A 25316-nucleotide genomic window follows, 5' to 3' on the forward strand; every position below is an offset into this window, starting at 1 on the left:
ACGGTCGTCTGCGCTGGCCTGGAGTACCCGGCTGAGACAAACGACGATCGATTGTTATCGATGAGAGACGGAGGAATCGTGGCCCTTCCCCAGTTGACCGACGAGCAGCGCGCGGCCGCGTTGGAGAAGGCTGCCGCCGCACGTCGAGCACGAGCAGAGCTCAAGGATCGGCTCAAGCGTGGCGGCACCAACCTCTCGCAGGTGCTGAAGGACGCCGAGACCGACGAGGTCTTGGGCAAGATGAAGGTTTCGGCGCTGCTCGAGGCCCTGCCGAAGGTGGGCAAGGTCAAGGCGCAGGAGATCATGACCGAGCTGGAAATCGCCCCCACCCGCCGCCTGCGGGGCCTGGGCGACCGTCAGCGCAAGGCGCTGCTGGAGAAGTTCGGCTCTGCCTAGCTCGCGCCGGTGAGCGCAAGCGGGGGACCGGACAACCAACGCGCCACACCTCTCGGGCGACCCGTTACGGGTCGGGTGGTCGTGCTGTCCGGTCCCTCTGCTGTCGGTAAGTCCACAGTGGTCCGCTGTCTGCGCGAGCGGATCCCCGACCTGCACTTCAGCGTCTCAGCGACCACGCGGGCGCCGCGGCCGGGCGAGGTAGACGGCGTCGACTACCACTTCGTCAGCCCGGCTGAGTTCCAGCGCCTCATCGACGAGGGCGAGCTGCTGGAGTGGGCCGAAATTCACGGCGGATTACATCGATCGGGCACGCTGGCCCAACCGGTCCGGGACGCCACCGCGGCCGGGGTGCCGGTGCTCATTGAGGTCGACCTGGCCGGGGCCCGGGCAGTCAAGAAAGCGATGCCCGAAGCCCTCACCGTCTTCCTGGCGCCGCCCACGTGGGCGGATCTGGAAGCCAGATTGGTCGGTCGCGGCACCGAGACACCCGAGGTCATCCAGCGCCGGCTGGACACCGCGCGCATCGAATTGGCAGCTCAACCGGACTTCGATGCGGTGGTCGTCAACAGTCAATTAGAGTCTGCGTGCGCAGAATTGGTATCCTTGCTGGTGGGAACCGCTCCGGAAGCCCGAGATTCGTCCAGTTCTTAGCTTTTTAAGCCGATTCAAGCCGCCAGGAGATTAGCTACGTGAGTATTTCGCCGTCCGACGCGTCGTTGACCGCCGTCCCAGCCGGGGATCAGTTCGATTCCTCGTCGCCGGCGGCCGAGGCCTACGACACCCCACTGGGCATCACCAACCCGCCCATTGACGACTTGCTGGACCGCGTCTCGAGCAAATACGCCCTGGTGATCTACGCCGCCAAGCGGGCCCGTCAGATCAACGACTACTACAACCAGCTCGGCGAGGGCATCCTCGAGTACGTCGGTCCGCTGGTCGAGCCGGGTCTGCAAGAGAAGCCGCTTTCGATCGCATTGCGCGAAATTCACGCCGACCTGCTCGAACACACCGAAGGCGAGTAACAAGGCAGTGCCGGAGGTGATGGACCGCAAACGGATTGTTGTCGGCGTCTCCGGAGGCATCGCCGCCTACAAGGCGTGCACCGTTGTCCGTCAGCTCAGCGAGGCCGGGCACCAAGTTCGCGTCATCCCGACCGAGTCCGCGCTGCGGTTCGTCGGTGCCGCCACCTTCGAAGCGTTGTCCGGTCAGCCGGTGCACACCGGCGTCTTCTCCGATGTGTCCGAAGTGCCGCACGTCCGGCTCGGCCAACAGGCCGACCTGGTCGTGGTGGCGCCGGCCACGGCCGACCTGCTGGCCCGCGCCGTCACCGGGCGCGCCGATGACCTGCTGACCGCGACGCTGCTGACCGCCCGCTGTCCGGTCTTGTTCGCGCCCGCGATGCACACCGAGATGTGGTTACACCCGGCCACCGTCGACAACGTCGCCACGTTGCGCCGGCGCGGCGCGGTAGTGCTCGAGCCGGCATCGGGTCGCCTCACCGGCGCCGACAGTGGGGCGGGCCGGCTGCCCGAGGCCGAGGAGATCACCACCTTGGCCCAGCTGCTCCTGGAGCGGCACGACGCGCTGCCCTACGACCTCGCCGGCCGCAAGATGCTGGTCACCGCCGGCGGCACCCGCGAGGCGATCGACCCGGTGCGCTTCATCGGCAATCGCAGCTCGGGCAAGCAGGGCTACGCCCTGGCGCGAGTGGCCGCCCAGCGCGGCGCCGACGTGACGCTGATCGCCGGCCACACCGCCGGGCTGATCGATCCGGCTGGCGTGGACGTGGTGCACGTCAGCTCCGCGCAGCAGCTCTCCGACGCGGTGTCCAAGCACGCCCCCGACGCCGACGTGCTGGTCATGGCCGCTGCCGTCGCGGACTTCCGACCCGCGCAGGTGGCCACCGCCAAGATCAAGAAAAGCCCCGACAGCCAGGACGCACCGCCGGCCATCGACCTCGTCCGCAATGACGACGTATTGGCTGGGGCGGTACGGGCACGGGCTCACGGTCAGCTGCCCAACATGCGAGCGATCGTCGGCTTCGCGGCCGAGACCGGTGACGCCAACGGCGACGTGTTGTTCCATGCCCGGGCGAAGTTGCACCGCAAGGGTTGCGATTTACTGGTCGTCAATGCCGTCGGCGACGGCAGGGCCTTCGAGGTGGACAACAACGACGGCTGGCTGCTGGCGGCGGACGGAACAGAGTCCGCGTTGGAGCACGGATCCAAGACGCTGATGGCTAGCCGTATCGTTGATGCGATTGTCACGTTCCTGCATAACGACAGCGGGTAGCGTGCCGGGCAGCGTGGCTCATCGGGGTTGACCCCGCGGGTGCGTGCCGGGCTGGCCGGGGGCGCAAGGGCATGAAATAATAATTCGTCTAACTAAGCTTTTGGCATGACTGGAAGGATGACAGGGTGAGCGAGAAGGGTCGGCTGTTTACCAGTGAGTCGGTGACCGAAGGGCATCCAGACAAGATCTGTGACGCGATCAGTGACTCGGTCCTCGACGCACTGCTGGCGGATGACCCCCGCTCCCGGGTCGCAGTCGAGACGCTGGTGACCACCGGGCAGGTGCACGTGGTGGGCGAGGTCACCACCTCGGCGAAGGAAGCGTTCGCCGACATCACCAACACCGTTCGTGAGCGCATCCTCGAAATCGGTTACGACTCGTCGGACAAGGGGTTCGACGGCGCCACCTGCGGGGTGAACATCGGCATCGGCGCGCAATCGCCCGATATCGCCCAGGGCGTCGACACCGCCCACGAGGCCCGGGTGGAGGGCGCTGCCGACCCGCTGGACTCCCAGGGCGCCGGTGACCAGGGCCTGATGTTCGGCTACGCGATCAACGACACCCCCGAACTGATGCCGCTGCCCATCGCGCTGGCGCACCGGCTGTCACGGCGGCTGACCGAGGTCCGCAAGAACGGCGTCCTGCCCTACCTGCGTCCGGACGGCAAGACCCAGGTCACCATCGCCTATGAGGACAACGTGCCGGTACGGCTGGACACCGTGGTGGTGTCCACCCAGCACGCCGGCGACGTCGACCTGGAAAAGCAGCTGGACCCCGACATTCGCCGGCACGTGCTGGAATCGGTCCTCGAGGACCTCGCCCACGAAACCCTCGACTCGTCGTCGACGCGGGTGCTGGTCAACCCGACCGGCAAGTTCGTGCTCGGCGGCCCGATGGGAGACGCCGGGCTGACCGGGCGCAAGATCATCGTCGACACCTACGGCGGCTGGGCCCGCCACGGTGGCGGCGCCTTCTCCGGCAAGGACCCGTCCAAGGTGGACCGCTCGGCCGCTTACGCCATGCGCTGGGTCGCCAAGAACGTCGTCGCCGCCGGCCTGGCCGAACGGGTCGAGGTGCAGGTGGCCTACGCCATCGGCAAGGCGGCCCCGGTCGGCCTGTTCGTCGAGACGTTCGGCTCCGAGGCGGTCGACCCGGTCAAGATCGAAAAAGCCATCGGTGAGGTGTTCGACTTGCGGCCCGGAGCCATCATCCGCGACCTGAACCTGCTGCAGCCGATCTACGCTCAGACGGCCGCCTACGGTCACTTCGGCCGCAGCGATCTGGACCTGCCCTGGGAGCGCCTGGACAAGGTCGACGACCTCAAGAACGCGATCTAGGTTTCCCGCCGCGCTCTCAGCGGCCGGGCGGCAGGGGATGGTCGGGGTCTAGGCCCGGCAGGCCGTCGATGCTGCGCTGATTGCGTTCCAGCGCGCTTACGTACGCTTCGGGCGGCGCCTTGGCGTGGTGCGCGTCGAGCACCGGCCGTTCGTCGACGAGTTCGTAGTAGGGCACGGCGAATCCGCAGGCGTCGGCGATGCGCTCGACGTCGACGACGATCGCGGCGCGTAGGCCCGGGTGAGGCTCCGCGAAATGTGTTGCCACCCGCTCGAATTCGGCGTCGTCAGGCCGGACCACCCGCCCGGTGCCGAACAGTCTCAAGATGCGTGAGTTGCGGCTGAACGAGCAGAACATGATGGTGATGCGGCCGTTGTCGCGCAGATGCGCGATGGTCTCGACGCCGCTGCCGAACAAGTCGAGGTAGGCCACGGTGTGCTCGTCGAGCACCGCGAAGGTGTCACGATAGCCCTTGGGCGACAGGTTGATTCGACCGCCGACCGACGGCGCGGTGGCCACGAAGAACATGGCCTGCTTTGCCATGAACTCCCGCAGCGCCTCGTCGATACGCGAGAACTCTTTGGCCATCGCCTGAGCCTACGCGTTGTCGCTGGGGCAACTTCCGCTTCGGTGGCAACGCGGCCAATCGGATATCGCCGCCGTAGAAGTCCAGCACCCGAGGGTCCATCACGCGCCGCCACAGCGGCGGGAGCAAGGCCAACAGAAACATGGTGGCGTACCCGCTGGGTAGCTGCGGCGTCTCGTCCACATGCCGCAGGGCTTGATACCGGCGCAATGGGTTGGCGTGATGATCGGAATGTCGTTGCAGGTGGAAGAGAAAGACGTTGGCAACCACCGTGTTGCTGTTCCAGCTATGCGCCGGCCGTACCCGCTCGTAACGACCACTGGGCAGTTTCTTCCGTCGCAGCCCGTAGTGCTCCATGTAGTTCACCGTCTCCAGCAAGCAGAAGCCGATGATTGCTTGGCCGAACAGCCAGGGCAGCACGACCGGGCGGAACCAGACTGCCAGTACGGCCAGCATCACGACGCTGATCAGCCAGGCGTTGAGCACCTCGTTGCGCAGCGTCCAGTGTGATTTGCCCCGGCCGGTCAAGCGGTGCTTTTCCAGTTGCCACGCCGAGCGCAATCCGCCCAGTACCGATCGCGGGATGAACGCGTACAAGCTCTCCTGCAAGCGGGCGCTGGCGGGATCTTCCGGGGTCGCAATCCGGACATGGTGGCCCCGGTTGTGCTCGACGAAGAAGTGCCCGTAGCAGGTTTGGGCCAGTGCGATCTTCGACAAGCGTCGTTCCCATCGCTGGCGGGTGTGCCCCAAGTCGTGCGCGGCGTTGATGGCCAGCCCGCCGATCAGCCCGACCGTCGTCATCAACCCGGCCTTGTCGACCAAATCCATTGCGACCCAACCACCTCCGGCCCACAGCCAACAGGCGAGCACCACCGACCCATACTGATTGGGCAGATAGAGATAGGTGGTCCAGCGGTAGAACGGATCGCTTTCCAGCCAAGCCAGGACGCTGTCCGGTGGATTCTCGGCGTCCTTGCCGACGATGTGGTCGAGCACCGGGATCAGCCCGAATGCCAAGACGGGCCCGAGCCACCAGAACACGGCTTGGCCGGTGGTCAATACCAGCACCCACGACGCCGAGACCAAGACGGGCACGCCCGCGCCCAGCAGCCACAGGTACCTCTTGGGGTCGCGCCAGCTCTGGTCCGAGCTGGTCAGGCGCCCGGTTACGTGCCCGGCGCGAAAGCTGGTGGTGACCATGGCGTGATTTCTATTACATGGCCGTAACTCAGACTCATACCAAACTTCCCCCTCCATAGATTACGCTCTTCCCATACCTACGGTATGGTTAACGATAGATCAAGCGACCTTTGGTTGGCTAGGCGAGGGGGGGCTAAGTCACACATGAGCGACGCGGTGCCACGAACAATCCTCTCCCGGCGGCGCTTCCTCGGCGCGGCAGCCGGCTTGGCCGCCGGGGCCGCCGGGGCGGGCGCGCTGGAATTCTTCCTGCCGCGACAAGACGCCCCCTTGCGGCCGCACTACCGGGCCGTCGTCATCGGCAGCGGTTATGGCGGTGGGGTGTCGGCGCTTCGGCTGGGTCAGGCCGGCATTCAGACCCTGATCCTGGAGAAGGGCAGGTTGTGGGACAGTGCCGACACCGACGGCAAACGCTTCTCCCGCATGCTGCCGGCGGATAACCGCTCCGGATGGTTCACCTCGGTGCCGCCCAGTCTGGTGCCGTCGTTCCGGGGCGTCTCGATGGAGCAGGTGGCCAAGCATGCGCCGTCGCCGCAGCCGGTCCAGGCCGGCATCTGCGACAAGGTGGTGCACGGTGCGCACTCGGTGTTCCGCGGCATCGGAGTCGGTGGTGGCTCGATGATCAACGCGGCCATCGCCGCCATCCCGACTCCCGGTCAGCTGCGGGCGGCGTTTCCCGATATAGATCCCACCGTGTTTCACCGGACCTATATCGAGCGCGCGAAATCGATGCTGCACATCAGTTATCGCGACATGGAATGGTTCGAGCGAACGCCATGGTTCCAATACGCAAGGGTGGGAAGGCAATACGCCGCAGCGGCCGGCTACCGGGTCGACTACAACGGCAGCGCCTACTCATTCGATTACCTGCGTCGGGAAGAAGCCGGTCAAGTACCGCGCTCGGCACTCGATTTCGAGCAGCAGTACGGCAACAACTACGGCCGGGTGGGCAGTGTCGACCAGACCTACATCGCCGCGGCCCTGGCCACCGGCAAGGTGACCCTCAAGGCCCTGACCGAGGTAACCGGGATCCGCCGGGAGCGATCCGGCGAATACGTGGTGTCCACTCGCGAGATCGATCGGTTCGGCAAGGAGCTGCGACGAGACGAGATCGGTTGTGACGAGCTGTATCTGAGCGCCGGAGTGCTCGGTACGACCGAACTGTTGCTGCGGGCCCGCGAAACGGGGACCCTGCCCGATCTGAGCGAGGAGGTCGGCCGCGGCTACGGCAACAACGGGGACATCATGGTGTCCCACATGCTTGCGGCGGGGGATCCGGCGGGCACCCAACAGTCCTTGCTGGGCATGATCAACCTCGACGGCCGCGACGACCCCGAGAACCCGGTGTACGCCAGCATGTTCTCGCTGCCCCTTCCGGTGGAGACGCTCGCGCTGGGCTATTACGTGATGGTCAGGACCGGCGACCGGGCCGACATCACCTATAACCGGGCGTCGAACTCGATCGCCATCAAGTGGCCCGAGGACTACACCGAACATCTGCGCGCACGGGCGCGACGGGTCTTCGACAAGGTGACGCATGCCAACGGCGTGGACTACCGCGACGACCTGTTCGCCGGACAAGTGTTCGCGGCCAACACGGTGCACCCGATGGGTGGCTGCGTGCGCGGTCGGGCCACCGACGGCTACGGCAGAGTCAAGGGCTATTCCAAGCTGTACGTCAACGACGCGTCGCTGCTGCCGGGGTACCTGGGTTGCAATCCGTTCATGACGATCACCGCGCTGGCCGAGCGCAATATCGAAGGCATCCTGCAGGGACGCAAGTGAGGTCGACCGCTAGGCGGTGAAGCGGTAGTCGTCGAGGTCGAAATGCCTGCTGCGCCAATATGCTTCGACGGTGGTGGTGGGACGCAGCGGAACGTCGCCGTTCTTGTCGAAGTAGTAGCTGTTGGCCAGCCGGCAGCTATCCTGCCAGAAGACCTGGCGGTAGCGCCGGCGCATGACCTCGGCGAAGTACCGGGCGTTGGCCTCGTCGGTCACCTCCACCCGGGTGGCGCCGTCGCGGCGGGCACGGTTCAGGCAGCGCATGATGTGGTGCACCTGGGTCTCGATCAGCGCGAAGTAGGACGACCCGACGTAGCCGTAGGGGCCGAACACGGTGAAGAAATTCGGAAAACCCGGCACGCTCACACCCTCGTACGCCTGGGTGCGGTGTTCGTCCCAGAACCCGCTCAGTGACCGCCCACCGCTGCCGGAAACCGTGTAGGTCAACACCTCTTCGGTGTCGAGCACCTTGAATCCGGTGGCCAGGATCAGCACGTCGATCTCGTGGCGGTTGCCGTCGGAGGTCACCACCGCGTCGGGCGTGATCTTGTCGATCGGATCCGTCACCAGCCGCACGTTGTCGCGGTTGAACGTCGCGAGATAGGAGTTGTGGAACCCGGGCCGCTTGCATCCGACGGCGTATCGCGGGGTCAGCTGGTCGCGCACCACCGGGTCTTTCACCTGCTGGCGCAAGTAGCGTCGTCCCGCCGCGGCCATCCAGCGCGCCAACGGGAACACCTTGAAGTAGTGCGCGGCGATCGGGAAGGTGGCTTCCACGAACGCCTGGCTGAGTAACCGCTGCACGGCGCTGCCGCCGGGCACCCGCATCGCCCAGCGGGCCGGGGCCGGCAGCGGCAGGTCCAGCTTGGGAAAACACCAGATCGGTGTGCGCTGGAAAACCGTGAGAGCAGCGACGATTGGCGCGATCTCGGGAATGATCTGTACGGCCGACGCGCCGGTGCCGATGATCGCGACCCGCTTACCGGTCAGGTCTTGGCCGTGATCCCAGCGCGCGGTGTGCATGGTGATGCCGGCGAAGGAGTCCACTCCGGCGATGTCGGGCAGCTTCGGGACGGTCAGGACGCCGCTGGCACTGATGATGAATCGGGCGGTGACTTCGCCACCGGGATCGGTTTGTACGCGCCACAAGTCGTTCTCGTCGTCGTAATGGGCAGCAATCACTTTGGTGCCGAAGCGAATTCGCGACCGGATGCCGTACTTGTCCACGCAGTGTTCGGCGTAGGCCCGCAACTCGCGCCCGGGCGCGTAGGTGCGTGACCAGTTGGGGCTCTGTTCGAAGGAGAACTGGTAGGAGAATGACGGGATATCCACGGCGATGCCGGGATAGTTGTTCCAGTACCAGGTGCCGCCGACCCCGTCGCCGGCTTCGATCACCACATAGTCGGTGAATCCCGCTTCTTCGAGCTTGATGGCGGCGCCGATGCCGGAGAACCCGGCGCCGACGATCAGAACGTGGTGATCGGGTGTGTCACTCATCACCTGAGTCTACGAATGCAGCGCCTTGTTCAGCGCCGCCAGCCCACGATTGGTGGCCTCCGCCGCGGCCGGCACGACCACCGCGAAGCTGGCGTAGCCGTGCACCATGTTCATCTCGTTGTGCCACTCCACCGGAACACCGGCGGCCTGCAGCAACTCCGCGTAGCGGGCGCCGTCATCGCGCAGCGGGTCGTGTTCGGCGGTGCCGATGTAGGCCGGGGCCAGGCCGGTCAGGTTGCCGTTCCCGGGGGCCAGCGTGGCAGGCAGCTTGGTGTAGTCGTTGACGTCGACGTCGGGCACATACCAGGTCAGAAAGGCGCCGATGACCTCGAGATCCAGGATGTAGGCGTTGGCATTCTCGGTGAACGACGGCAGCGTGATGTCGCCGATGCACGTCGGGTACCACAACAGCTGGAAGGCCAGTGGGGGGCCGCCGTTGTCGCGGGCCAACTGGGCCATCACCGCCGAGATGTTGCCGCCGGCCGAATCCCCGGCAACGGCAATGCGATTGGGGTCACCCCCCAGCTCCGCGGCGTGTTCGCCGACCCAGCGCAGCGCCGCCCAGCTGTCCTCGATGCCCGCCGGGAACGGGTGTTCTGGCGCCAGTCGGTAGTCGACGGACACCACGATGGCTTCGGCCCCGACGGCGTGGGCGCGCGCGAGGGGGTCGTGGGTGTCCAGGCTGCCCAGTGACCAGCCCCCGCCGTGGTAGAAGACGACGACCGGAAGGTTCTCCTGCGCGGCGACCGGTGGCCAATAAATGCGCACCGGTATATCGGTCAACTCGCCATACCCGACCGTGCGGTCCTCGATGCGCAGATCCGGCAACAGCTCCGGGGGTGCCTTCAATTGCGCCATCCGCGCGCGGGCAACCTCGACGCCCTCCTCGGCGCTGAAGGTCATCGGGACGGCGTCCAGCAGCATCTTGAGGAAGGGGTCGATCTCGGCTCGGGAGGTGGTCGGCTCCGTCATGGCTTCACCGTACGCAACGTCGTCGCTAGGGGTGTAGAGCGGCACGCAACGCGGCCAGGCCGCGGTCCAGCCCGGCGGTAGCGGCGGGAACCACCCCGGCGTAACCGATGTAGCCGTGCACCATGGTCTCGGCGTTGTGCACCTGCACCGCCACCCCGGCGGCGCTCAGCAATTCGCCGTAACGGATTCCATCGTCGCGCAACGGGTCATACCCGGCCACGGCGATGTAGGCCGGCGGCAGTCCGGACAGGTCCTTCGCCCGCCCCGGCGCCATACCCGGGGGCGGGTTGGTCATGTCGACATCCCCGGCATACCAACGAGAAAACGCCGCAATGGCTTTCGCGTCCAGGATCAGGGCCCCGGCGTTCTCGGTGAACGAGGGCAGCGACGGGTCCCACAGCGTCGAGGGATACCACAACAGTTGAAAGGCCAATGTCGGTCCGCCGTTGTCCCGGGCTCGTTGGGCGATCACCGCGGCGATGGTGCCGCCCGCCGAATCGCCGGCCACGGCCAGGCGCGTGGTGTCCGCGCCGAGTTCCCCGCCGTGCTCGGCCACCCATACCGTTGCCGCCCAAGCGTCTTCGACCGCAGCGGGGTAGGGGTGCTCGGGGGCCAGCCGATAGTCGACGGACACCACGATGGCGTCGGCCCCGACGGCGTGCTGGCGGCAGGTCCCGTCGTGGGTGTCCAGATCGCCCATCACGAAGCCGCCGCCGTGGAAGAACACCACTGCCGGCGAATTTGCGGCCACTTCGGTTGACGGCCAGTAGATCCGGATGCCGATGTCACCCGCCGGCCCCTCGATGGTCCGGTCCTGCACCCGCAACTCCGGATGTATCGGTCGGCGGGGCAGGTCGCGCAACCGCTGCCGCGCCGCGTCGATGCCGTCGTCGGTGGATAGCTGAAACGGAACAGCATCCAGTACCTTCTGCAGGATGGGGTCGATAGCGGGTCTCTCCGCAGCGGTGCGGTCCAAACTGGGCATGGAGGTACCGTACGCACCCCGCGTGGTCGCCGGCGCCTGGGTGGTCGCCGGGTGGGCGGCCCTGGCCTACGGCATCTACTTGACGGTGGTGGCCCTGCGTTTGCCGCCGGGGAGCGAGTTGACCGGACATTGGGTCGCCCAACCCGCGTTCAAGGCGTCCATGGCGGTGTTGCTGGCCGTGGCCGCGCTGGCCCATCCCCTTGTCCGAGAACGGCGCTGGCTGGTTCCCGCGCTGGTGTTCTCGGCTTGCGGCGACTGGTTCCTGGCGATTCCCTGGTGGTCGCCGTCGTTCGTCTTCGGCTTGGGCTCGTTCTTGTTGGCGCACTTGTGCTTTCTCGGTGCGCTGGTACCTCTTGCCGCTCCGTCGCGCCCACGCATCGCTGCCGCCGTCTTGATGTGCGTGGCGTCGGTGTCGTTGCTGGTCTGGTTCTGGCCGCACCTCGGTGAACAGAAGCTGACCCTTCCGGTGACGGTCTACATCGCCGTGCTGTGCGCCATGGTGTGTGCCGCGCTGTTAGCGGAGTTGCCGACCATCTGGACGGCGGTGGGCGCGGTGTGTTTTGCGGTGTCGGACTCGATGATCGCGATCAGCCGATTCGTCCTCGGCAATGAGGCGCTGGCGGTCCCGATCTGGTGGTCCTACGCCGCCGCCCTTGTCCTGATCACCGCCGGCTTCTTCTTCGGCCGCGAGGTCCCGACGTCCGCCCCGGAACCTGTTGTCTAGCAACAACTCTCCCACACCCGTCGAGGTCGAGCCGATCGCGCGAGTGCTGCCCATGCTCACGGTGCCGCACCTGGACCGCGAGTTCGATTACCTGGTGTCCGCCGAGCAGTCCGACGACGCTCAACCCGGAGTGCGGGTCCGGGTCCGATTCCACGGCCGGCTGGTCGACGGATTCGTCCTGGAACGCCGCAACGACACCGATCACCAGGGCAAGCTGGGCTGGCTTGACCGCGTGGTGTCTCCAGAACCGGTGCTCACCGCCGAAATCCGGCGGTTGGCCGAGGCGGTGGCGGCCCGTTATGCCGGCACCCGACCCGACGTGCTGCGCCTGGCCATCCCGGCCCGCCATGCCCGGGTGGAGAAGGAACCGACCGCGGTGGCGCAGCGGCCGGTCGTCGCGCCGGTCGACCCGGCGGGGTGGCAGGCCTACCACCGCGGCGGGCAGTTCCTGACCGCGTTGTCCCAGGGGCGCGCTGCCCGGGCCGTGTGGCAGGCGCTGCCGGGGGAGCGCTGGGCCGAGCGGTTCGCCGAAGCGGCCGCGCACACCGTCCAGGCCGGCCGCTCGGTGCTGGCCATCGTGCCCGACCAGCGCGACCTGGACCTGTTGTCGCAGGCCGTCACGGCACATATCGACGAGGCGGCAGTCGCGGCGCTGTCGGCCGGACTCGGCCCGGCCGCCCGCTACCGGCGCTGGCTTTCGGTGCTGCGGGGCAGCGCACGCATGGTGATCGGCACCCGCAGCGCCGTATTTGCGCCGTTGAGCGACCTCGGGCTGGTGATGGTGTGGGCGGACGCCGACGACAGCCTGGCCGAGCCCCGCGCGCCCTATCCCCATGCTCGGGAGGTCGCCATGCTGCGCGCGCATCAAGCCCGCTGCGCGGCGCTGATCGGCGACTATGCCCGCACCGCCGAAGCCCATGCGCTGGTTCGCAGCGGGTGGGCGCACGACATCGTCGCGGCCCGTCCGGTGGTGCGGGCACGCAGTCCGCGCGTCGTCGCGCTGGACGACAGCGGATACGCCGACGAACGTGATCCGGCGGCGCGCACCGCCCGGCTGCCGTCCATCGCACTGCGCGCCGCCCGATCCGCACTAGAGGCCGATGCGCCGGTGTTGGTCCAGGTGCCGCGGCGCGGATACGTCCCGTCGCTGGCCTGCGGACGCTGCCGGGCGATCGCGCGCTGCCGGCACTGCACGGGTCCCTTGTCGCTGTTGGATGGCGGCGCCGCAACGGTGTGCCGGTGGTGCGCCCGGGTAGATGCGGCGCCCAGGTGCGGGCGGTGCGGGTCGGATGCCTTGCGGGCGGTGGTGGTGGGGGCGCGGCGCACCGCCGAAGAACTGGGCCGAGCGTTTCCTGGGACGCCGGTGATCACGTCGGCCGGTGAGTCGATTGTGTCCGCAGTCGGCGGCAAGCCGGCGGTGGTGGTCGCCACCCCGGGCGCCGAACCGCACGCCGACGGCGGTTACGGCGCGGCGCTGTTGCTCGACACGTGGGCGTTGCTGGGCCGTCAAGATCTGCGCGCCGCCGAGCACGCGCTGTGGCGCTGGATGAGTGCGGGTGCGCTGGTGCGCGCGCGTGGTGACGGTGGGGTGGTGCTGGTGGTGGCCGAATCGTCCATTCCGACCGTGCAGGCGCTGATCCGCTGGGATCCGGTGGGTCATGCCGACGGTGAGCTGGCGTCCCGAGCCGAGGTCGGGTTGCCGCCCAGCGTGCATATCGCCGCGCTGGACGGCCCGGCACATGCGGTGACCGCTCTACTCGAGGAGACCCGGTTGCCCGACGACGCGGACCTGTTGGGGCCGGTAGACCTACCCCCGGGCGCACGTCGCCCCGCGGGCGCGCCCACGGACGGACCGGTCACCCGAATGCTGGTACGCGTGCGTCGTGAGCACGGTCTCGCGCTGGCGGCGGCTTTGCGCGGCGCCGTCGGGGTGCTCAGCGCTCGACAGACTCAAGAGCCGGTGCGCGTGCAAATCGACCCCCTGCACATTGGATAACCGACCATGCCCCCTAGCAACTATCCGCAATAGATAGTTACACTTTGCTTTTGCTGTGCCCGGTGCACGGGGAAGGGGCCACCATGACCACGCAGAACGCAGCAGCAGCCGACGAGTCGCTCGACGTCATCACCGACGCGCTGCTGACCGCGTCGCGGTTGCTGGTCGCGATCTCGGCTCATTCCATCGCGATGGTCGACGACAGCCTCACCATCCCGCAGTTCCGCACCTTGGTGATCTTGTCCAATCGGGGCCCGATCAACCTGGCGACCTTGGCGACACTGCTCGGTGTGCAGCCCTCGGCGACCGGGCGGATGGTGGATCGGCTGGTCAGCGCCGGGATGATCGATCGCCTACCGCACCCCACGTCACGCCGGGAACTGCTCGCCGCGTTGACCAAGAAGGGGCGAGAGGTCGTCGCCAAGGTGACCGCCAACCGTCGAACCGAGATCGCGCGCATCGTCGAGAAGATGCCGCCGGCCGAACGACACGGGCTGGTACGCGCCCTGACGGCGTTCACGGCCGCCGGCGGTGAACCCGACGCCCACGTCGATATCGATCAGCTGTAGGCGGCTCATCGCTTGTCGGCGACGAGCAGTAGGTACTCCCACGCCATGACGCCGTTGTGCAGGTATTCCTCGGCGAGTTCGACCAGCTGAGCGTCGAGTTCGGCGGCCAGCACCGCGTTGCCGCCGATGTTGGCATACGCCTCGATCGTGGGCCCGTAGTGGTGTTTGAAGTAGTCGTGGACGGCCTGGGCGGTGCTGAACCGGTCCACCTTGAGCAGCCCGCGCCGTACGTCGGCCCCGACGACCCGGTCACCGAGTAGCCCGGTGAGGTAGGCCTCGCGTCCCCACAGCGCCGACGGGGGCAACGCCGCCGACAGGCTGGGCCGGTAGGGGCGCAGGGTGGCCAGCATCCGGCCGAAGAAGCCCTCGTGGGTCCAGCTGATCACCCCGAGGATGCCGCCCGGTCGGCAGACGCGGACCAGTTCGTTGGCCGCGCGTTGGTGATCGGGCGCGAACATCACGCCGATCGCCGAGATCACGATGTCGAATTGGCCGTCACCAAATGGCAGGGCTTGGGCGTCAGCTTCCTGGTATTGCAGCCGGAGGCCTTCCCGGGCCGCTCTGGCCTGTGAGCGGCGCAGCAGTTCCGGGGTGAGATCTGTGGACATGACGCAGGCTCCGGTCCTGGCGGCGGGCAGTGAGATGTTGCCGGAGCCGGCGGCGACGTCGAGCACCCGATCGCCGGGACCGATTCCGGTGGCGGCGACCAGGATGGGGCCCAGCGGTGCCATTACCTGTTCGGCCATCAAGGCGTAGTCGCCCAGCGCCCACATCTTCCGATGGGTCGCGGCCAGGGAGGGGTCAGTGTGCATGGTCGTCATCGCATCTCCTTGAACAAGACTTCTGGTAGGACACAGTATGCATATGCAACATTAGATTGAGGTAAGAGTTTCGGGATTAGCCGTGACGTGCCGGCGGCAGCCCTTCCTAGACTGGCCCGGTGCGTCTTGTCTTCGCCGGTACCCCCGAACCCGCGCTGCCCGCGTTGCGTCGCCTGATCGAGTCGCCCCGCCACGAAGTGGTCGCCGTGCTGACCCGGCCCGATGCCGCTGCCGGCCGCCGCGGTAAGCCCGAGCCGTCGCCGGTGGCCCGTGAGGCGCTCGACCGGGGGATTCCGGTGCTGCGCCCCGCCCGGCCGAATTCGCCGGAGTTCGTGGCCGAACTGGCGGAGTTGGCGCCCGAGTGTTGCCCGGTGGTGGCCTATGGGGCGCTGCTGCGCGAAGGGCTGCTGGCGGTCCCCCCGCACGGTTGGATCAATTTGCACTTCTCGTTGCTGCCCGCGTGGCGCGGCGCAGCCCCGGTACAGGCGGCGATCGCGGCCGGCGACACCATCACCGGGGCCACGACGTTCCAGATCGAGCCGAGCCTGGACTCCGGACCGGTGTACGGCGTCGTCACCGAGACCATCCGGCCGACCGATACGGCGGGTGATCTGCTCGAGCGGCTTGCGGTGTCTGGTGCCGCGCTGTTGTCGGCCACCTTGGACGGCATCGCCGATCAGACGTTGACCGCGCGGCCCCAACCGGCCGACGGGGTCAGCCTGGCGCCGAAGATCACCGTCGAGGAAGCGCGGATTCGGTGGGAGTTGCCCGCTCCCGTCGTCGAGCGGCGCATCCGGGCGGTGACGCCCAATCCGGGTGCCTGGACGGTCATCGGTGATCTGCGGGTCAAGGTGGGGCCGGTGCAGCTGGCAACCGAAGCGCCAATCCCGTTGCAGCCCGGCGAGATTCATGTCGACCGCAAACACGTCTGGGTCGGCACCGGATCGGATCCGGTGCGGCTCGGGCAGATTCAGCCGCCCGGTAAGAAACTGATGAATGCCGCGGACTGGGCGCGCGGAGCCCGGCTCGACACTGCTGTGCGCGCGTCGTGAACGCGAAAGACCGCCGGCCGCGCCGCCGGCCGCTGGACCCCGCGCGCCGGGCGGCGTTCGACGCGCTGCGGGCGGTGAGCGAGCGAAACGCCTACGCCAACCTGGTGTTGCCCGCGCTGCTGCGCGAGCGCGGGATCACCGGACGGGACGCGGCATTCGCCACCGAATTGACCTACGGCGCATGCCGGACGCAGGGCCTGCTCGACGCGGTGATCGGCGCGGCCGCCAATCGTTCCCCGCAGGCGATCGATCCGGTACTGCTCGACCTGCTGAGGTTGGGGACCTACCAACTGCTGCGCACCCGCGTCGACGCACACGCCGCGGTGTCAACCACCGTCGAACAAGCCGGCATCGAATTCGATTCGGCGCGAGCCGGATTCGTCAACGCCGTGCTGCGCACCATCTCCCGTCGCGACGAGCAGTCGTGGGTGACCGAACTGGCGCCCGATCCGCGGGCAGACCCTATCGGGCACGCCGCCTTCGTGCACGCCCACCCTCGCTGGATCGCCCAGGCCTTCGCCGACGCGTTGGGTGCGGCCGCCGGGGAAGTCGACGCGGTGCTGGCCAGCGACGACGAACGGCCCCTGGTGCACCTGGCGGCCCGGCCCGGCGTGTTGACCGCCGACGAACTGGCCGCGGCGGTGCACGGCACCGTGGGCCGCTACTCGCCGTATGCGGTGTATCTACCGGGTGGTGACCCGGCGTCGCTCGAACCGGTGCGCGACGGTCAGGCCCTGGTGCAGGACGAGGGCAGCCAACTGGTGGCCCGAGCGCTGACGTTGGCGCCGGTCGACGGGGACACCGGGCGCTGGCTCGACTTGTGCGCCGGTCCGGGCGGGAAGACGGCGCTGCTGGCCGCGATCGCCGTCGCGTCGGGCGCCCGGGTCACCGCCGTGGAGCCATCGGCCCACCGGGCGGACCTGGTGGTGCAGAACACCCGCGGATTGCCGGTCGAGGTAGTGCGGGTCGACGGGCGCCAATCCGGTCTGGAACCGGGCTTCGACCGGGTGCTGGTGGATGCGCCGTGCACCGGGCTGGGTGCGTTGCGCCGGCGGCCCGAGGCCCGCTGGCGTCGCCAGCCGGCCGATGTGCCGGGGTTGGCCAAGCTGCAACGTGAGCTGCTGGCCGCCGCGATCGCGCTGACCCGCCCGGGCGGCGTGGTGCTGTACGCGACCTGTTCGCCGCACCTGGCGGAGACCACCGGGGTGGTGGCCGACGCGCTGCGCCGCCATCCGGTCGAGGCGATCGACACCCGGCCGCTGTTCGAGCCCGTGGAGTCCCCCGAGGGCGCCGCGGTGCAGCTGTGGCCGCACCGGCACGGCACCGACGCGATGTTCGCCGCCGCGCTGCGCCGCCTAACGTGAGGATGGGCCCCGGGCTCAGTAATGTGTCGCACATGTCTGGCAGCACGGGGGGTCCACTCATCGCGCCATCCATCCTCGCCGCCGATTTCGCCCGCCTCGCCGACGAAGCGGCGGCGGTGACGGGGGCGGATTGGCTCCATGTCGATGTGATGGACAACCACTTCGTCCCGAATCTGACCATCGGCCTGCCGGTGGTCGAGAGCTTGCTCGCGGTCACCGATATCCCGATGGACTGTCATCTGATGATCGAAGACCCGGACCGGTGGGCGCCGCCGTACGCCGAGGCCGGTGCCTACAACGTCACCTTCCACGCCGAAGCCACCGACAACCCGATCGGCGTGGCCCGCGACATCCGCGCGGCGGGAGCCAAGGCGGGCATCAGCGTCAAGCCCAAGACTCCGCTGGACCCGTACCTGGAAATCCTGCCGCAGTTCGACACGCTGCTGATCATGTCCGTCGAACCGGGCTTCGGCGGTCAGGAATTCATTCCCGAGGTGTTGAGCAAGGTCCGCACCGTCCGCAAGATGGTCGACTCGGGGGAGTTGCGAATCCTGGTCGAGATCGACGGTGGCATCAACGACGACACCATCGAACAGGCGGCCGAGGCGGGCGTGGACTGCTTCGTCGCCGGATCGGCGGTGTACGGCGCGCAGGATCCGAGTGCCGCTGTCGAGGCGTTACGTCGCCAGGCCGCTGCCGCGTCTCCTCATCTGCAGCTATGAGCGAAGTGGAGCAGGTCAAAAGCATCGAAGAGGCGATGGTCCTCGCCATCCAGCAGTCCTACCAAGTCAAGGGCACCACATATCCGAACCCGCCCGTTGGCGCCGTCATCATCGACCAAGAGGGGCGGGTGGTCGGGGTCGGCGGCACCCAACCGGCCGGCGGCGACCACGCCGAAGTGGTGGCGCTGCGCCGGGCCGGGGGGTTGGCCGCCGGCGGCATCGCGGTGGTCACCATGGAGCCGTGCAACCACTACGGGAAGACTCCGCCGTGTGTGAACGCGTTGATCGAGGCCCGGGTTGGCACGGTGATCTATGGCGTCGACGACCCGAACGGGATCGCGGGGGGTGGCGCCGGCCGGCTGTCGGCGGCGGGGGTGCAGGTGCGTTCGGGCATCCTGGCCGACCGGGTGGCGGCCGGACCGCTGCGTGAGTGGCTGCATAAGCAGCGCACCGGCTGGCCGCACGTGACATGGAAGTACGCCACCAGCATCGACGGCCGCAGCGCCGCCGCCGACGGGTCCAGCCAGTGGATCTCCAGCGAGGCCTCGCGGATGGATCTGCACCGCCGGCGCGCCCTGGCCGACGCGATCGTGGTCGGCACCGGCACCGTCCTCGCCGACGACCCGGCGTTGACCGCGCGACTGCCCGACGGTTCACTCGCCCCGCAGCAGCCGCTGCGCGTGGTGGTGGGCAAGCGCGACATCCCCCCGGACGCCAAGGTGCTCAACGACGATTCCCGCACCATGGTGATCCGCACCCACGAGCCCGTAGAGGTGCTGCGGGCGCTGTCGGACCGCACTGACGTCCTACTGGAGGGCGGTCCCACCCTGGCCGGCGCCTTCTTGCGGGCCGGCGGCATCAACCGGATCTTGGCCTACATGGCACCGATCTTGTTAGGCGGGCCCGTCACCGCGGTCGACGACGTCGGGGTAACGACCATCGCCCACGCGCTGCGGTGGCAGTTCGACGCCGTCGAACAGGTTGGACCCGACCTGCTGCTCAGCTTGGTGGCGCGGTAACGACCCGCCGCCGTGACCGACGGCGACCGGCTCGCCGACATCCTCGGGCTCGTCGACCCCGCGATGGCGGGCGCCGATCAACAACAGGCCCAGCAGCGCGCCGATCAGGCAGATCGCCACAGTCACCTTGAAGATGTCGCCGTACATCAACGCAAAGGCCTTCTGATACTGGCCGGCGATCGCCGCCGCCCGCTCGATCAGCGTGGCGTTGGGCGGGATGGCCGCATTCAGGCCGGCCAGGATCTGGTTGAAGCGGTACAGGCCCCAGGCGCTCAGCGCGGCGACCCCGATCAGCATGCCGGTCATGCGGGCCACCACCACCGCGGCCGAGGCGATGCCGTGCTGCGCCGCCGGGACGGCCCGCAGTGTCGCCGCCGACAGCGGACCGATGACCAGTCCCAAGCCGAGGCCGGCCACCAGCAGGTCGGCGTGCATGGCCGGCACGCTGAACAGGCCGAAGATGTTGTGCTCCTGATCGGGCAGGTTCTCCCGCCAGAGCGAGATCAGCCAGTATCCGACGGCCGCGATGCATAGCCCCACGAAGGTCACCAGCCAGTCACCGGCCCGGGTGGCGATCCAGCCGCCTGCCAGTGCACCGATCGGTAAGGCGATGAGGAACCACAGCAGCATGCCGGCCGCTTGGTTCTGGTCCTTGCCGAGCACACCTTGACCGAACAGCTCGACGTTGACCAGCGTCACCATCAGAGCCGCGCCGGCGCACACCGATGCACCCAGCGCGGCCAGGAACGGCCGGAAGTGCACGCCGGCAGGTTCGACGAGTCGGGTGCGCGCGAAGCGCTCCCAGACGAAGAACGCCACAGTCGCCACAATCGCGCCGACGACCAGCGGCAGCCCGTAGCTGGGCAGTACCTGTTTGCCGTCTGGGTTGGGGTTATAGAGGCCGATGACGGCAAGGCCCAAGGCCAGCGCCAGCAGGAATCCGCCGACCAGGTCGATCTTCTCCGGCTCGGCGCTACGGTCGTGCGCGGGAAGGCTGAACTGAATCAACGCCATGGCGATCAGGGTCAGCGGGACGTTGATCCAGAACACGTCGCGCCAGTCGTGGAACAGCCAGACGATGAAGATGCCGTACAGCGGACCCAGCACGCTGCCGAGTTCTTGCGCGGCGCCGATACCACCGAGCACGCCGGCGCGGTTGCGCTGCGCCCACAGGTCGGCGCCGAGGGCCAGCGTGATCGGCAGCAGGGCGCCGCTGGCCACCCCCTGGATGGTGCGGCCGGCGATCAGCATGTGGAAGTCGCCGAAATGGCCGGCCAGGGCGGTCACCACCGAGCCCACGATGAAGCCGGCCAGGCTGACCTGCAGCATGAGCTTGCGGCCGAACCGGTCCGACGCGCGACCCAGCAGCGGCATGGCGGCGATGTAGCCCAGCAGATACATCGTGACGATCCAGGTGATCCGCTGCAGCTGGTTCACCGGGATACCGACGCTGTCCATGATGTCGCGCATGATGGTCACGACGACATAGGTGTCCAGGGCGCCCAGCAGTACCGCGAGGCTGCCCGCGCTGATTGCGACTCTGCGTCCTGCCCGCATGGTGGTCATCCGCTCACCGGTGGCTTCGTCACCTGAACCTGCTGGTTGTAGTTCGACAGGGCTATCTGGACCGAGTTGCCCGAACCGCGTTCCATCTTGGCCTGGGCCAGTTGATGGTCACCTTGTTCCTGAATCCAGACCGTCGCCGGCACCGGGTCGGTGGCGTTGAACGGAGGCGCGATGGCGTTGACCGATTGCGGGGTGAGCTTTCCGGTGATGCGAATGGTGCTCTGCCCGTTGATCGTCTCGCGGCCTTCGGCTTTGGCGTCGGTGAAATTGGCCAGCAGGTTGGCCAAGCCCTTGTCCGGGCTCAGAATCTGCGACGGGTCATAGATGTCGGACGCCGGGCCGAAGTCACTCCACTTGTTGGGGGTGAGCGTGGCAAGCAGGTTGCCGTCGATGACCACAAAGTCGACGTCTATGTCAGAGCTGCCGAAAGTGATCTTCGCGTTGCCCTTGGCCGCGGTGGGGGTGGTGGTCAGATCACCGCTCAACGTCTTCAACGACAGACCTGGGATCTTGCCGTTGACCGTCAGCACGATGTGACCACTCTTGACGGTCTTGGTTGACTCGGCGGCCTGCTTGACCAACGTCGTCGCGTCCGGCAGCGGCCCGCCGCTCTGCTTGGATCCGGATGAGCATCCGGCCACCAAGGTGGTAGCCACGCCCAGGGCGGCGAGAGCGGCAAAAAGGCCGCGGCGAAAATGCATACCCTGCATCGTAAAGGGTGGGTGTGACGCGACCGGTGACATAGTGGGGTGCACCGGCCCGGGAATACTCATTAACCTGGTGCGATGTTCACCGGAATTGTCGAGGAACTTGGCCAGGTGACCGGCCGGGAAGACCTCGCGGACGCCGCCCGATTGATCATCCGCGGGCCCACCGTCACCGCCGACGCCGGGCATGGCGACTCGATTGCTGTGAACGGCGTCTGCCTGACGGTCGTGGACGTGTTGCCCGATGGCCAGTTCAGCGCCGATGTGATGGCCGAGACGTTGAATCGGTCCAACTTGGGTGCGCTGGCGCAGGGGAGTTCGGTCAACCTGGAGCGGGCCGCGGCGCTGAACAGCCGGCTCGGCGGGCACATCGTGCAGGGCCACGTGGACGGCACCGGTCAAATCGTGTCCCGCACCCCGTCCGAACACTGGGAGGTGGTCCGGATCGAGGTGCCCGCAACCGTGGCCCGCTATGTCGTCGAGAAGGGCTCCATCACCGTGGACGGTATCTCGCTGACCGTGTCCGCCCTGGGGGCGCAACCGCGGGACTGGTTCGAGGTCTCACTGATCCCGACGACGCGCGAACTGACCACACTGGGGTCCGCGCCGGTCGGGACGCAGGTCAATCTCGAGGTGGACGTCATCGCGAAGTATGTGGAACGGCTCCTGCAAGCCACTTCGACACCCTGAATATGTGTGACCAAGCCCTCTCCAGGTCCTCTGAAGCCTACGAAGCGCCATCGCAATAAGTTGGGTGTACTGGTGGTTCATACTGAATGCGACACGTGGGCTTCTCGTGTGAGCCGTTTGAACAAAGTTCTCGCCGCGGGCGGGGGCGGGCAAGGTAATACATGACGAGGTTGGACTCCGTCGAACGGGCGGTTGCCGACATCGCGGCCGGCAAGGCCGTCGTCGTCATCGATGACGAGGACCGCGAAAACGAGGGCGACCTGATTTTCGCCGCCGAGAAGGCCACCCCCGAACTGGTGGCGTTCATGGTCCGCTACACCTCGGGATATCTGTGTGTCCCGCTGGACGGTGCCATCTGTGACCGGCTCGGTCTGTTGCCGATGTACGCGGTGAACCAAGACAAGCACGGCACCGCCTACACCGTGACCGTGGACGCGAAACTCGGTGTGGGTACCGGTATTTCGGCTTCTGACCGAGCGACGACCATGCGGTTGCTGGCAAATCCGTCAAGCGCCGCAGACGATTTCACCCGCCCGGGTCACGTAGTGCCGTTGCGCGCCAAGGACGGTGGCGTGCTGCGTCGGCCAGGGCACACCGAGGCCGCTGTCGACCTGGCCCGAATGGCGGGGCTGCAGCCCGCCGGAGCCATCTGCGAGATCGTCAGTCAAAAGGACGAGGGCGCGATGGCTCAGACCGACGAGTTGCGGGTCTTCGCCGACGAGCATGGACTGGCGCTGATCACGATCGCCGATCTGATCGAGTGGCGGCGCAAGCACGAGAAGCACATCGAGCGGATCGCCGAGGCGCGCATCCCCACCCGGCACGGCGAATTCCGGGCCATCGGCTATTCCAGCATCTATGAAGACGTGGAGCATGTCGCGCTGGTGCGCGGCGAGATCGCGGGTCCCACCGCCGACGGTGACGACGTGCTGGTCCGGGTGCACTCCGAGTGCCTGACCGGTGACGTGTTCGGTTCCCGGCGTTGCGACTGCGGACCTCAGTTGGACGCCGCCATGGCGATGGTCGCCCGCGAGGGCCGCGGCATCGTGCTGTACATGCGCGGGCACGAAGGCCGCGGCATCGGGCTGATGCACAAGTTGCAGGCCTATCAACTGCAGGACGCCGGTGACGACACCGTGGACGCCAACTTGAAACTCGGATTGCCAGCTGACGCAAGGGATTACGGAATCGGTGCGCAGATTCTGGTGGATCTGGGTGTGCGATCGATGCGGCTGCTGACCAACAATCCCGCCAAGCGGGTGGGCCTGGACGGTTACGGTCTGCACATCATCGAACGGGTGCCGTTGCCCGTGCGGGCCAATGCCGAGAACATCCGCTATCTGATGACCAAGCGCGACCGGATGGGCCACGATCTGGTGGGGCTCGACGAGTTCCACGAATCAGCCCATATGCCAGGCGAATTCGGCGGGGCATTGTGAGCCCCGCCGCCGGCGTGCCGGACATGCCGGCTCTGGATGCATCCGGTCTGCGAGTCGCCATCGTCGCCAGCACCTGGCATACCAAGATCTGTGATGCACTGCTGGACGGCGCGCGCAAAGTAGTGACCGACTCCGGCGTGGACAACCCGACCATCGTCCGAGTCCTCGGTGCTATCGAAATCCCCGTCGTGGCACAAGAGTTGGCGCGCAATCACGACGCCGTCGTCGCCCTCGGGGTGGTAATCCGCGGTGAAACGCCCCATTTCGACTACGTGTGCGACGCCGTGACGCAAGGGCTGACGCGAGTCTCGCTGGACGCGTCGACGCCGGTGGCCAACGGGGTGCTGACCACCAACACCGAAGAGCAGGCGCTCAATCGAGCGGGACTTTCCACCTCGACAGAGGACAAAGGCGCCCAAGCGGCCGCGGCGGCATTGACCACCGCCCTGACCCTGCGGGAACTGCGGGCGCAGAAGTGACGGTGCAGTCGGATTCCGACTGGGATGTCGTGGTGCGTCCCCGACTTACCCCGCTGTTCGCCTACGCCGCGGCGGCGGTGATCGCTGTCGCCCTGATCGTGGTTGGCCTGCTGCTCAAGGTCAGCTCCAGTGGAGTGGTGTTTCAGACCGCCGATCAAGTGGCGATGGGTGTCCTGGGGCTGATCCTCGCCGGCTTGGTGCTGCTGCTCGCACGTCCGCGACTACGAGTGGGTGCGGCGGGACTCTCGGTGCGTAATGTGGTGTCCGACAGGCTGATTCCGTGGAGCGACATTGTCGGTGTGTCTTTTCCGGTCGGTAGTCGTTGGGCGCGAATCGATCTGCCCGACGATGAGTACATACCCCTGATGGCCATTCAGGCCGTCGACAAGGAACGTGCCGTCACGGCCATGGACACCGTGCGCTCGCTGCTGGCCCGTTATCGGCCCGATCTGCCCGAGCGATGACGGCGGGTCGCCGGCGTCGCGGGGTGGCGCTGGCCCTGCTCGTCGCCACCATGGCGCTGGGCGCCTGCACCACCTCGGTGCCGGGCCGGCCGGTGCGGGCTGCGGGCAAGTTGCCCACTGTCGTTTCGGCTCGCGAATTGCTGCTGCAAGACGGAGATGACACGCCGTTGGGGCCGGCACGCGCGACGCCCGTCGGCGACAACTACTTCACCAGCGTTCAGCCGTCCATATGTTCGGCGGCCCTGCTGTTCAAGAATTCGCCGCTGCGCCCACCGGACGCACGGGACTTCGCCGACGCGGCCTTCCAGTTCAGCGGCCCAGCCCTATACGCCGAATCGATCGATGTCTACGACCAGGACCTGGACACCCACGGTGTGGTCTGGCGGGCATTCAGCGACGTCTCCGACTGCCGTGACGACGCCGTCGGGGTGACCCCCAGCGGAACATTCCAGCCGATGCGAGTCACCGAATTCGACGTACCCCAAGACACCGTCTTCCACTGGGCCATGGGCCGACCGGATTGGACGTGCACCTACGGCTTGGCGGCGCTGACCCGGGTGGTCCTGCTGATCTCGGCGTGCGAATCCCAGCCGGGATTCCCCATGGCGGAGTGGGCGGCGAAACGCAAGGCGCAGTTGGACCGTCGCACGGCCTAGCGC

The 25316-nt window shown here is 67.4% G+C and carries 25 protein-coding genes and 1 pseudogene; 18 read left to right on the forward strand and 8 right to left on the reverse strand.

The annotated features are described in order from the left end of the window. The first annotated feature begins 78 nt into the window (after positions 1-78). The 5 genes from mihF to metK all read left to right on the forward strand — a co-directional run bounded on the left by mihF (position 79) and on the right by metK (position 4025). Positions 79-396 carry an integration host factor, actinobacterial type gene (gene mihF, locus I2456_RS10770; protein ID WP_067415791.1) on the forward strand — a complete coding sequence of 106 codons (318 nt, stop codon included), beginning with the start codon at positions 79-81 and terminating at the stop codon, positions 394-396. A gap of 9 nt (positions 397-405) precedes the next feature. Further along, on the forward strand, positions 406-1047 hold the full coding sequence (gene gmk / locus I2456_RS10775; protein WP_174814188.1) for a guanylate kinase: 642 nt from the start codon (positions 406-408) through the stop codon (positions 1045-1047). A gap of 38 nt (positions 1048-1085) precedes the next feature. Next, on the forward strand, positions 1086-1418 hold the full coding sequence (gene rpoZ / locus I2456_RS10780; RefSeq protein WP_068031669.1) for a DNA-directed RNA polymerase subunit omega: 333 nt from the start codon (positions 1086-1088) through the stop codon (positions 1416-1418). 16 nt (positions 1419-1434) lie between these two features. After that, on the forward strand, positions 1435-2688 hold the full coding sequence (gene coaBC, locus I2456_RS10785) for a bifunctional phosphopantothenoylcysteine decarboxylase/phosphopantothenate--cysteine ligase CoaBC (protein ID WP_371869934.1): 1254 nt from the start codon (positions 1435-1437) through the stop codon (positions 2686-2688). 125 nt (positions 2689-2813) lie between these two features. Next, positions 2814-4025: a methionine adenosyltransferase gene (metK, locus tag I2456_RS10790; RefSeq protein ID WP_068031672.1), complete on the forward strand. Its 1212-nt coding sequence runs from the start codon at positions 2814-2816 to the stop codon at positions 4023-4025. A 16-nt stretch (positions 4026-4041) separates the two neighbouring features. On the opposite strand, the gene I2456_RS10795 is transcribed toward metK, so the two are convergent. Continuing rightward, positions 4042-4566: a pyridoxamine 5'-phosphate oxidase family protein gene (locus I2456_RS10795; RefSeq protein ID WP_241007975.1), complete on the reverse strand. Its 525-nt coding sequence runs from the start codon at positions 4564-4566 to the stop codon at positions 4042-4044. Continuing rightward, positions 4484-5809, reverse strand: coding sequence for an alkane 1-monooxygenase (locus I2456_RS10800; RefSeq protein ID WP_241007915.1), 1326 nt, complete (start codon positions 5807-5809; stop codon positions 4484-4486). Before I2456_RS10800 ends, I2456_RS10795 begins: the two co-directional genes overlap by 83 nt. A gap of 156 nt (positions 5810-5965) precedes the next feature. Between I2456_RS10800 and I2456_RS10805 the strand changes: the two genes are divergently transcribed. After that, on the forward strand, positions 5966-7594 hold the full coding sequence (locus I2456_RS10805; RefSeq protein ID WP_241007916.1) for a GMC oxidoreductase: 1629 nt from the start codon (positions 5966-5968) through the stop codon (positions 7592-7594). Positions 7595-7603: 9 nt separating this feature from the next. Here the strand turns inward: I2456_RS10805 and I2456_RS10810 are convergent, their stop codons facing one another. From I2456_RS10810 to I2456_RS10820, 3 genes are read right to left on the reverse strand one after another with little or no spacing between them, the layout of a single operon-like run. Then, the gene (locus tag I2456_RS10810; RefSeq protein ID WP_085072988.1) at positions 7604-9088 is read right to left on the reverse strand and encodes a flavin-containing monooxygenase; all 1485 of its coding nucleotides are present in this window, start codon (positions 9086-9088) and stop codon (positions 7604-7606) included. 9 nt (positions 9089-9097) lie between these two features. Beyond that, positions 9098-10060 (reverse strand): alpha/beta hydrolase, encoded by a 963-nt coding sequence (locus I2456_RS10815; RefSeq protein WP_068032376.1) that lies wholly within the window; start codon positions 10058-10060, stop codon positions 9098-9100. Positions 10061-10085: 25 nt separating this feature from the next. Continuing rightward, on the reverse strand, positions 10086-11045 hold the full coding sequence (locus tag I2456_RS10820; protein ID WP_068159720.1) for an alpha/beta hydrolase: 960 nt from the start codon (positions 11043-11045) through the stop codon (positions 10086-10088). Here I2456_RS10820 and I2456_RS10825 point away from each other — a divergent pair. The 3 genes from I2456_RS10825 (at position 11044) to I2456_RS10835 (ending at position 14334) form a co-directional block, all read left to right on the forward strand. Continuing rightward, positions 11044-11769 carry a lysoplasmalogenase gene (locus tag I2456_RS10825; RefSeq protein ID WP_085072987.1) on the forward strand — a complete coding sequence of 242 codons (726 nt, stop codon included), beginning with the start codon at positions 11044-11046 and terminating at the stop codon, positions 11767-11769. The two genes, I2456_RS10820 and I2456_RS10825, sit on opposite strands and share 2 nt — an antisense overlap. A gap of 52 nt (positions 11770-11821) precedes the next feature. After that, a complete protein-coding gene (locus I2456_RS10830) occupies positions 11822-13765 on the forward strand; it encodes a primosomal protein N' (RefSeq protein ID WP_085073022.1) in 1944 nt (647 codons plus the stop codon). An 83-nt stretch (positions 13766-13848) separates the two neighbouring features. Then, positions 13849-14334, forward strand: coding sequence for a MarR family transcriptional regulator (locus tag I2456_RS10835; RefSeq protein WP_068159713.1), 486 nt, complete (start codon positions 13849-13851; stop codon positions 14332-14334). Positions 14335-14339: 5 nt separating this feature from the next. Here the strand turns inward: I2456_RS10835 and I2456_RS10840 are convergent, their stop codons facing one another. Then, positions 14340-15155, reverse strand: a complete 816-nt coding sequence (locus tag I2456_RS10840) for a class I SAM-dependent methyltransferase (RefSeq protein WP_085072986.1) — start codon at positions 15153-15155, stop codon at positions 14340-14342. Between the two features lie 119 nt (positions 15156-15274). Here I2456_RS10840 and fmt point away from each other — a divergent pair, with 119 nt between their 5' ends. From fmt to ribD, 4 genes are read left to right on the forward strand one after another with little or no spacing between them, the layout of a single operon-like run. Then, positions 15275-16207, forward strand: a complete 933-nt coding sequence (gene fmt, locus I2456_RS10845; protein ID WP_085072985.1) for a methionyl-tRNA formyltransferase — start codon at positions 15275-15277, stop codon at positions 16205-16207. Continuing rightward, on the forward strand, positions 16204-17571 hold the full coding sequence (locus tag I2456_RS10850) for an RsmB/NOP family class I SAM-dependent RNA methyltransferase (RefSeq protein WP_085072984.1): 1368 nt from the start codon (positions 16204-16206) through the stop codon (positions 17569-17571). The genes fmt and I2456_RS10850 overlap by 4 nt, the downstream gene beginning before the upstream one ends. A 23-nt stretch (positions 17572-17594) precedes the next feature. Next, positions 17595-18293 (forward strand): ribulose-phosphate 3-epimerase, encoded by a 699-nt coding sequence (gene rpe / locus I2456_RS10855; RefSeq protein WP_116645801.1) that lies wholly within the window; start codon positions 17595-17597, stop codon positions 18291-18293. Continuing rightward, positions 18290-19312 carry a bifunctional diaminohydroxyphosphoribosylaminopyrimidine deaminase/5-amino-6-(5-phosphoribosylamino)uracil reductase RibD gene (gene ribD / locus I2456_RS10860; protein WP_085072983.1) on the forward strand — a complete coding sequence of 341 codons (1023 nt, stop codon included), beginning with the start codon at positions 18290-18292 and terminating at the stop codon, positions 19310-19312. The genes rpe and ribD overlap by 4 nt, the downstream gene beginning before the upstream one ends. Before the next feature lie 27 nt (positions 19313-19339). Here ribD and I2456_RS10865 read toward each other — a convergent pair. Beyond that, positions 19340-20869, reverse strand: a pseudogene (locus I2456_RS10865) (MFS transporter); the annotation flags it as partial. Between the two features lie 5 nt (positions 20870-20874). Next, the gene (locus tag I2456_RS10870) at positions 20875-21579 is read right to left on the reverse strand and encodes an LppX_LprAFG lipoprotein (RefSeq protein WP_068031699.1); all 705 of its coding nucleotides are present in this window, start codon (positions 21577-21579) and stop codon (positions 20875-20877) included. Between the two features lie 84 nt (positions 21580-21663). On the opposite strand from I2456_RS10870, the gene I2456_RS10875 reads away from it, so the two are divergent. The 5 genes from I2456_RS10875 (at position 21664) to I2456_RS10895 (ending at position 25313) form a co-directional block, all read left to right on the forward strand. Beyond that, positions 21664-22275 carry a riboflavin synthase gene (locus tag I2456_RS10875; protein ID WP_068158463.1) on the forward strand — a complete coding sequence of 204 codons (612 nt, stop codon included), beginning with the start codon at positions 21664-21666 and terminating at the stop codon, positions 22273-22275. 161 nt (positions 22276-22436) lie between these two features. Beyond that, positions 22437-23714 carry a bifunctional 3,4-dihydroxy-2-butanone-4-phosphate synthase/GTP cyclohydrolase II gene (locus I2456_RS10880; protein WP_068031704.1) on the forward strand — a complete coding sequence of 426 codons (1278 nt, stop codon included), beginning with the start codon at positions 22437-22439 and terminating at the stop codon, positions 23712-23714. After that, complete coding sequence (ribH, locus tag I2456_RS10885; RefSeq protein WP_085072982.1) at positions 23711-24193, forward strand: 6,7-dimethyl-8-ribityllumazine synthase; 483 nt, start codon at positions 23711-23713, stop codon at positions 24191-24193. The genes I2456_RS10880 and ribH overlap by 4 nt, the downstream gene beginning before the upstream one ends. Before the next feature lie 2 nt (positions 24194-24195). Then, complete coding sequence (locus I2456_RS10890; protein WP_371869920.1) at positions 24196-24657, forward strand: PH domain-containing protein; 462 nt, start codon at positions 24196-24198, stop codon at positions 24655-24657. After that, the gene (locus I2456_RS10895) at positions 24654-25313 is read left to right on the forward strand and encodes a hypothetical protein (protein WP_085072981.1); all 660 of its coding nucleotides are present in this window, start codon (positions 24654-24656) and stop codon (positions 25311-25313) included. The genes I2456_RS10890 and I2456_RS10895 overlap by 4 nt, the downstream gene beginning before the upstream one ends. Positions 25314-25316 lie beyond the last annotated feature (3 nt).

The organism is Mycobacterium kubicae, assembly GCF_015689175.1.
GTDB classification, from domain to species: Bacteria; Actinomycetota; Actinomycetes; order Mycobacteriales; family Mycobacteriaceae; genus Mycobacterium; species Mycobacterium kubicae.

What these genes read in the sequence shown, in the direction of transcription:
- I2456_RS10880 (WP_068031704.1), top strand. Translation starts at nt 22,437, where the DNA reads ATGACGAGGTTGGACTCCGTCGAACGGGCGGTTGCCGACATCGCGGCC.
- I2456_RS10875 (WP_068158463.1), top strand. Translation starts at nt 21,664, where the DNA reads ATGTTCACCGGAATTGTCGAGGAACTTGGCCAGGTGACCGGCCGGGAA.
- I2456_RS10800 (WP_241007915.1), bottom strand. Translation starts at nt 5,809, where the DNA reads ATGGTCACCACCAGCTTTCGCGCCGGGCACGTAACCGGGCGCCTGACC.
- I2456_RS10895 (WP_085072981.1), top strand. Translation starts at nt 24,654, where the DNA reads ATGACGGCGGGTCGCCGGCGTCGCGGGGTGGCGCTGGCCCTGCTCGTC.
- I2456_RS10870 (WP_068031699.1), bottom strand. Translation starts at nt 21,579, where the DNA reads ATGCATTTTCGCCGCGGCCTTTTTGCCGCTCTCGCCGCCCTGGGCGTG.
- I2456_RS10835 (WP_068159713.1), top strand. Translation starts at nt 13,849, where the DNA reads ATGACCACGCAGAACGCAGCAGCAGCCGACGAGTCGCTCGACGTCATC.
- I2456_RS10840 (WP_085072986.1), bottom strand. Translation starts at nt 15,155, where the DNA reads ATGACGACCATGCACACTGACCCCTCCCTGGCCGCGACCCATCGGAAG.
- I2456_RS10815 (WP_068032376.1), bottom strand. Translation starts at nt 10,060, where the DNA reads ATGACGGAGCCGACCACCTCCCGAGCCGAGATCGACCCCTTCCTCAAG.
- I2456_RS10795 (WP_241007975.1), bottom strand. Translation starts at nt 4,566, where the DNA reads ATGGCAAAGCAGGCCATGTTCTTCGTGGCCACCGCGCCGTCGGTCGGC.
- I2456_RS10810 (WP_085072988.1), bottom strand. Translation starts at nt 9,088, where the DNA reads ATGAGTGACACACCCGATCACCACGTTCTGATCGTCGGCGCCGGGTTC.
- I2456_RS10825 (WP_085072987.1), top strand. Translation starts at nt 11,044, where the DNA reads ATGGAGGTACCGTACGCACCCCGCGTGGTCGCCGGCGCCTGGGTGGTC.
- I2456_RS10830 (WP_085073022.1), top strand. Translation starts at nt 11,822, where the DNA reads ATGCTCACGGTGCCGCACCTGGACCGCGAGTTCGATTACCTGGTGTCC.
- ribD (WP_085072983.1), top strand. Translation starts at nt 18,290, where the DNA reads ATGAGCGAAGTGGAGCAGGTCAAAAGCATCGAAGAGGCGATGGTCCTC.
- I2456_RS10820 (WP_068159720.1), bottom strand. Translation starts at nt 11,045, where the DNA reads ATGCCCAGTTTGGACCGCACCGCTGCGGAGAGACCCGCTATCGACCCC.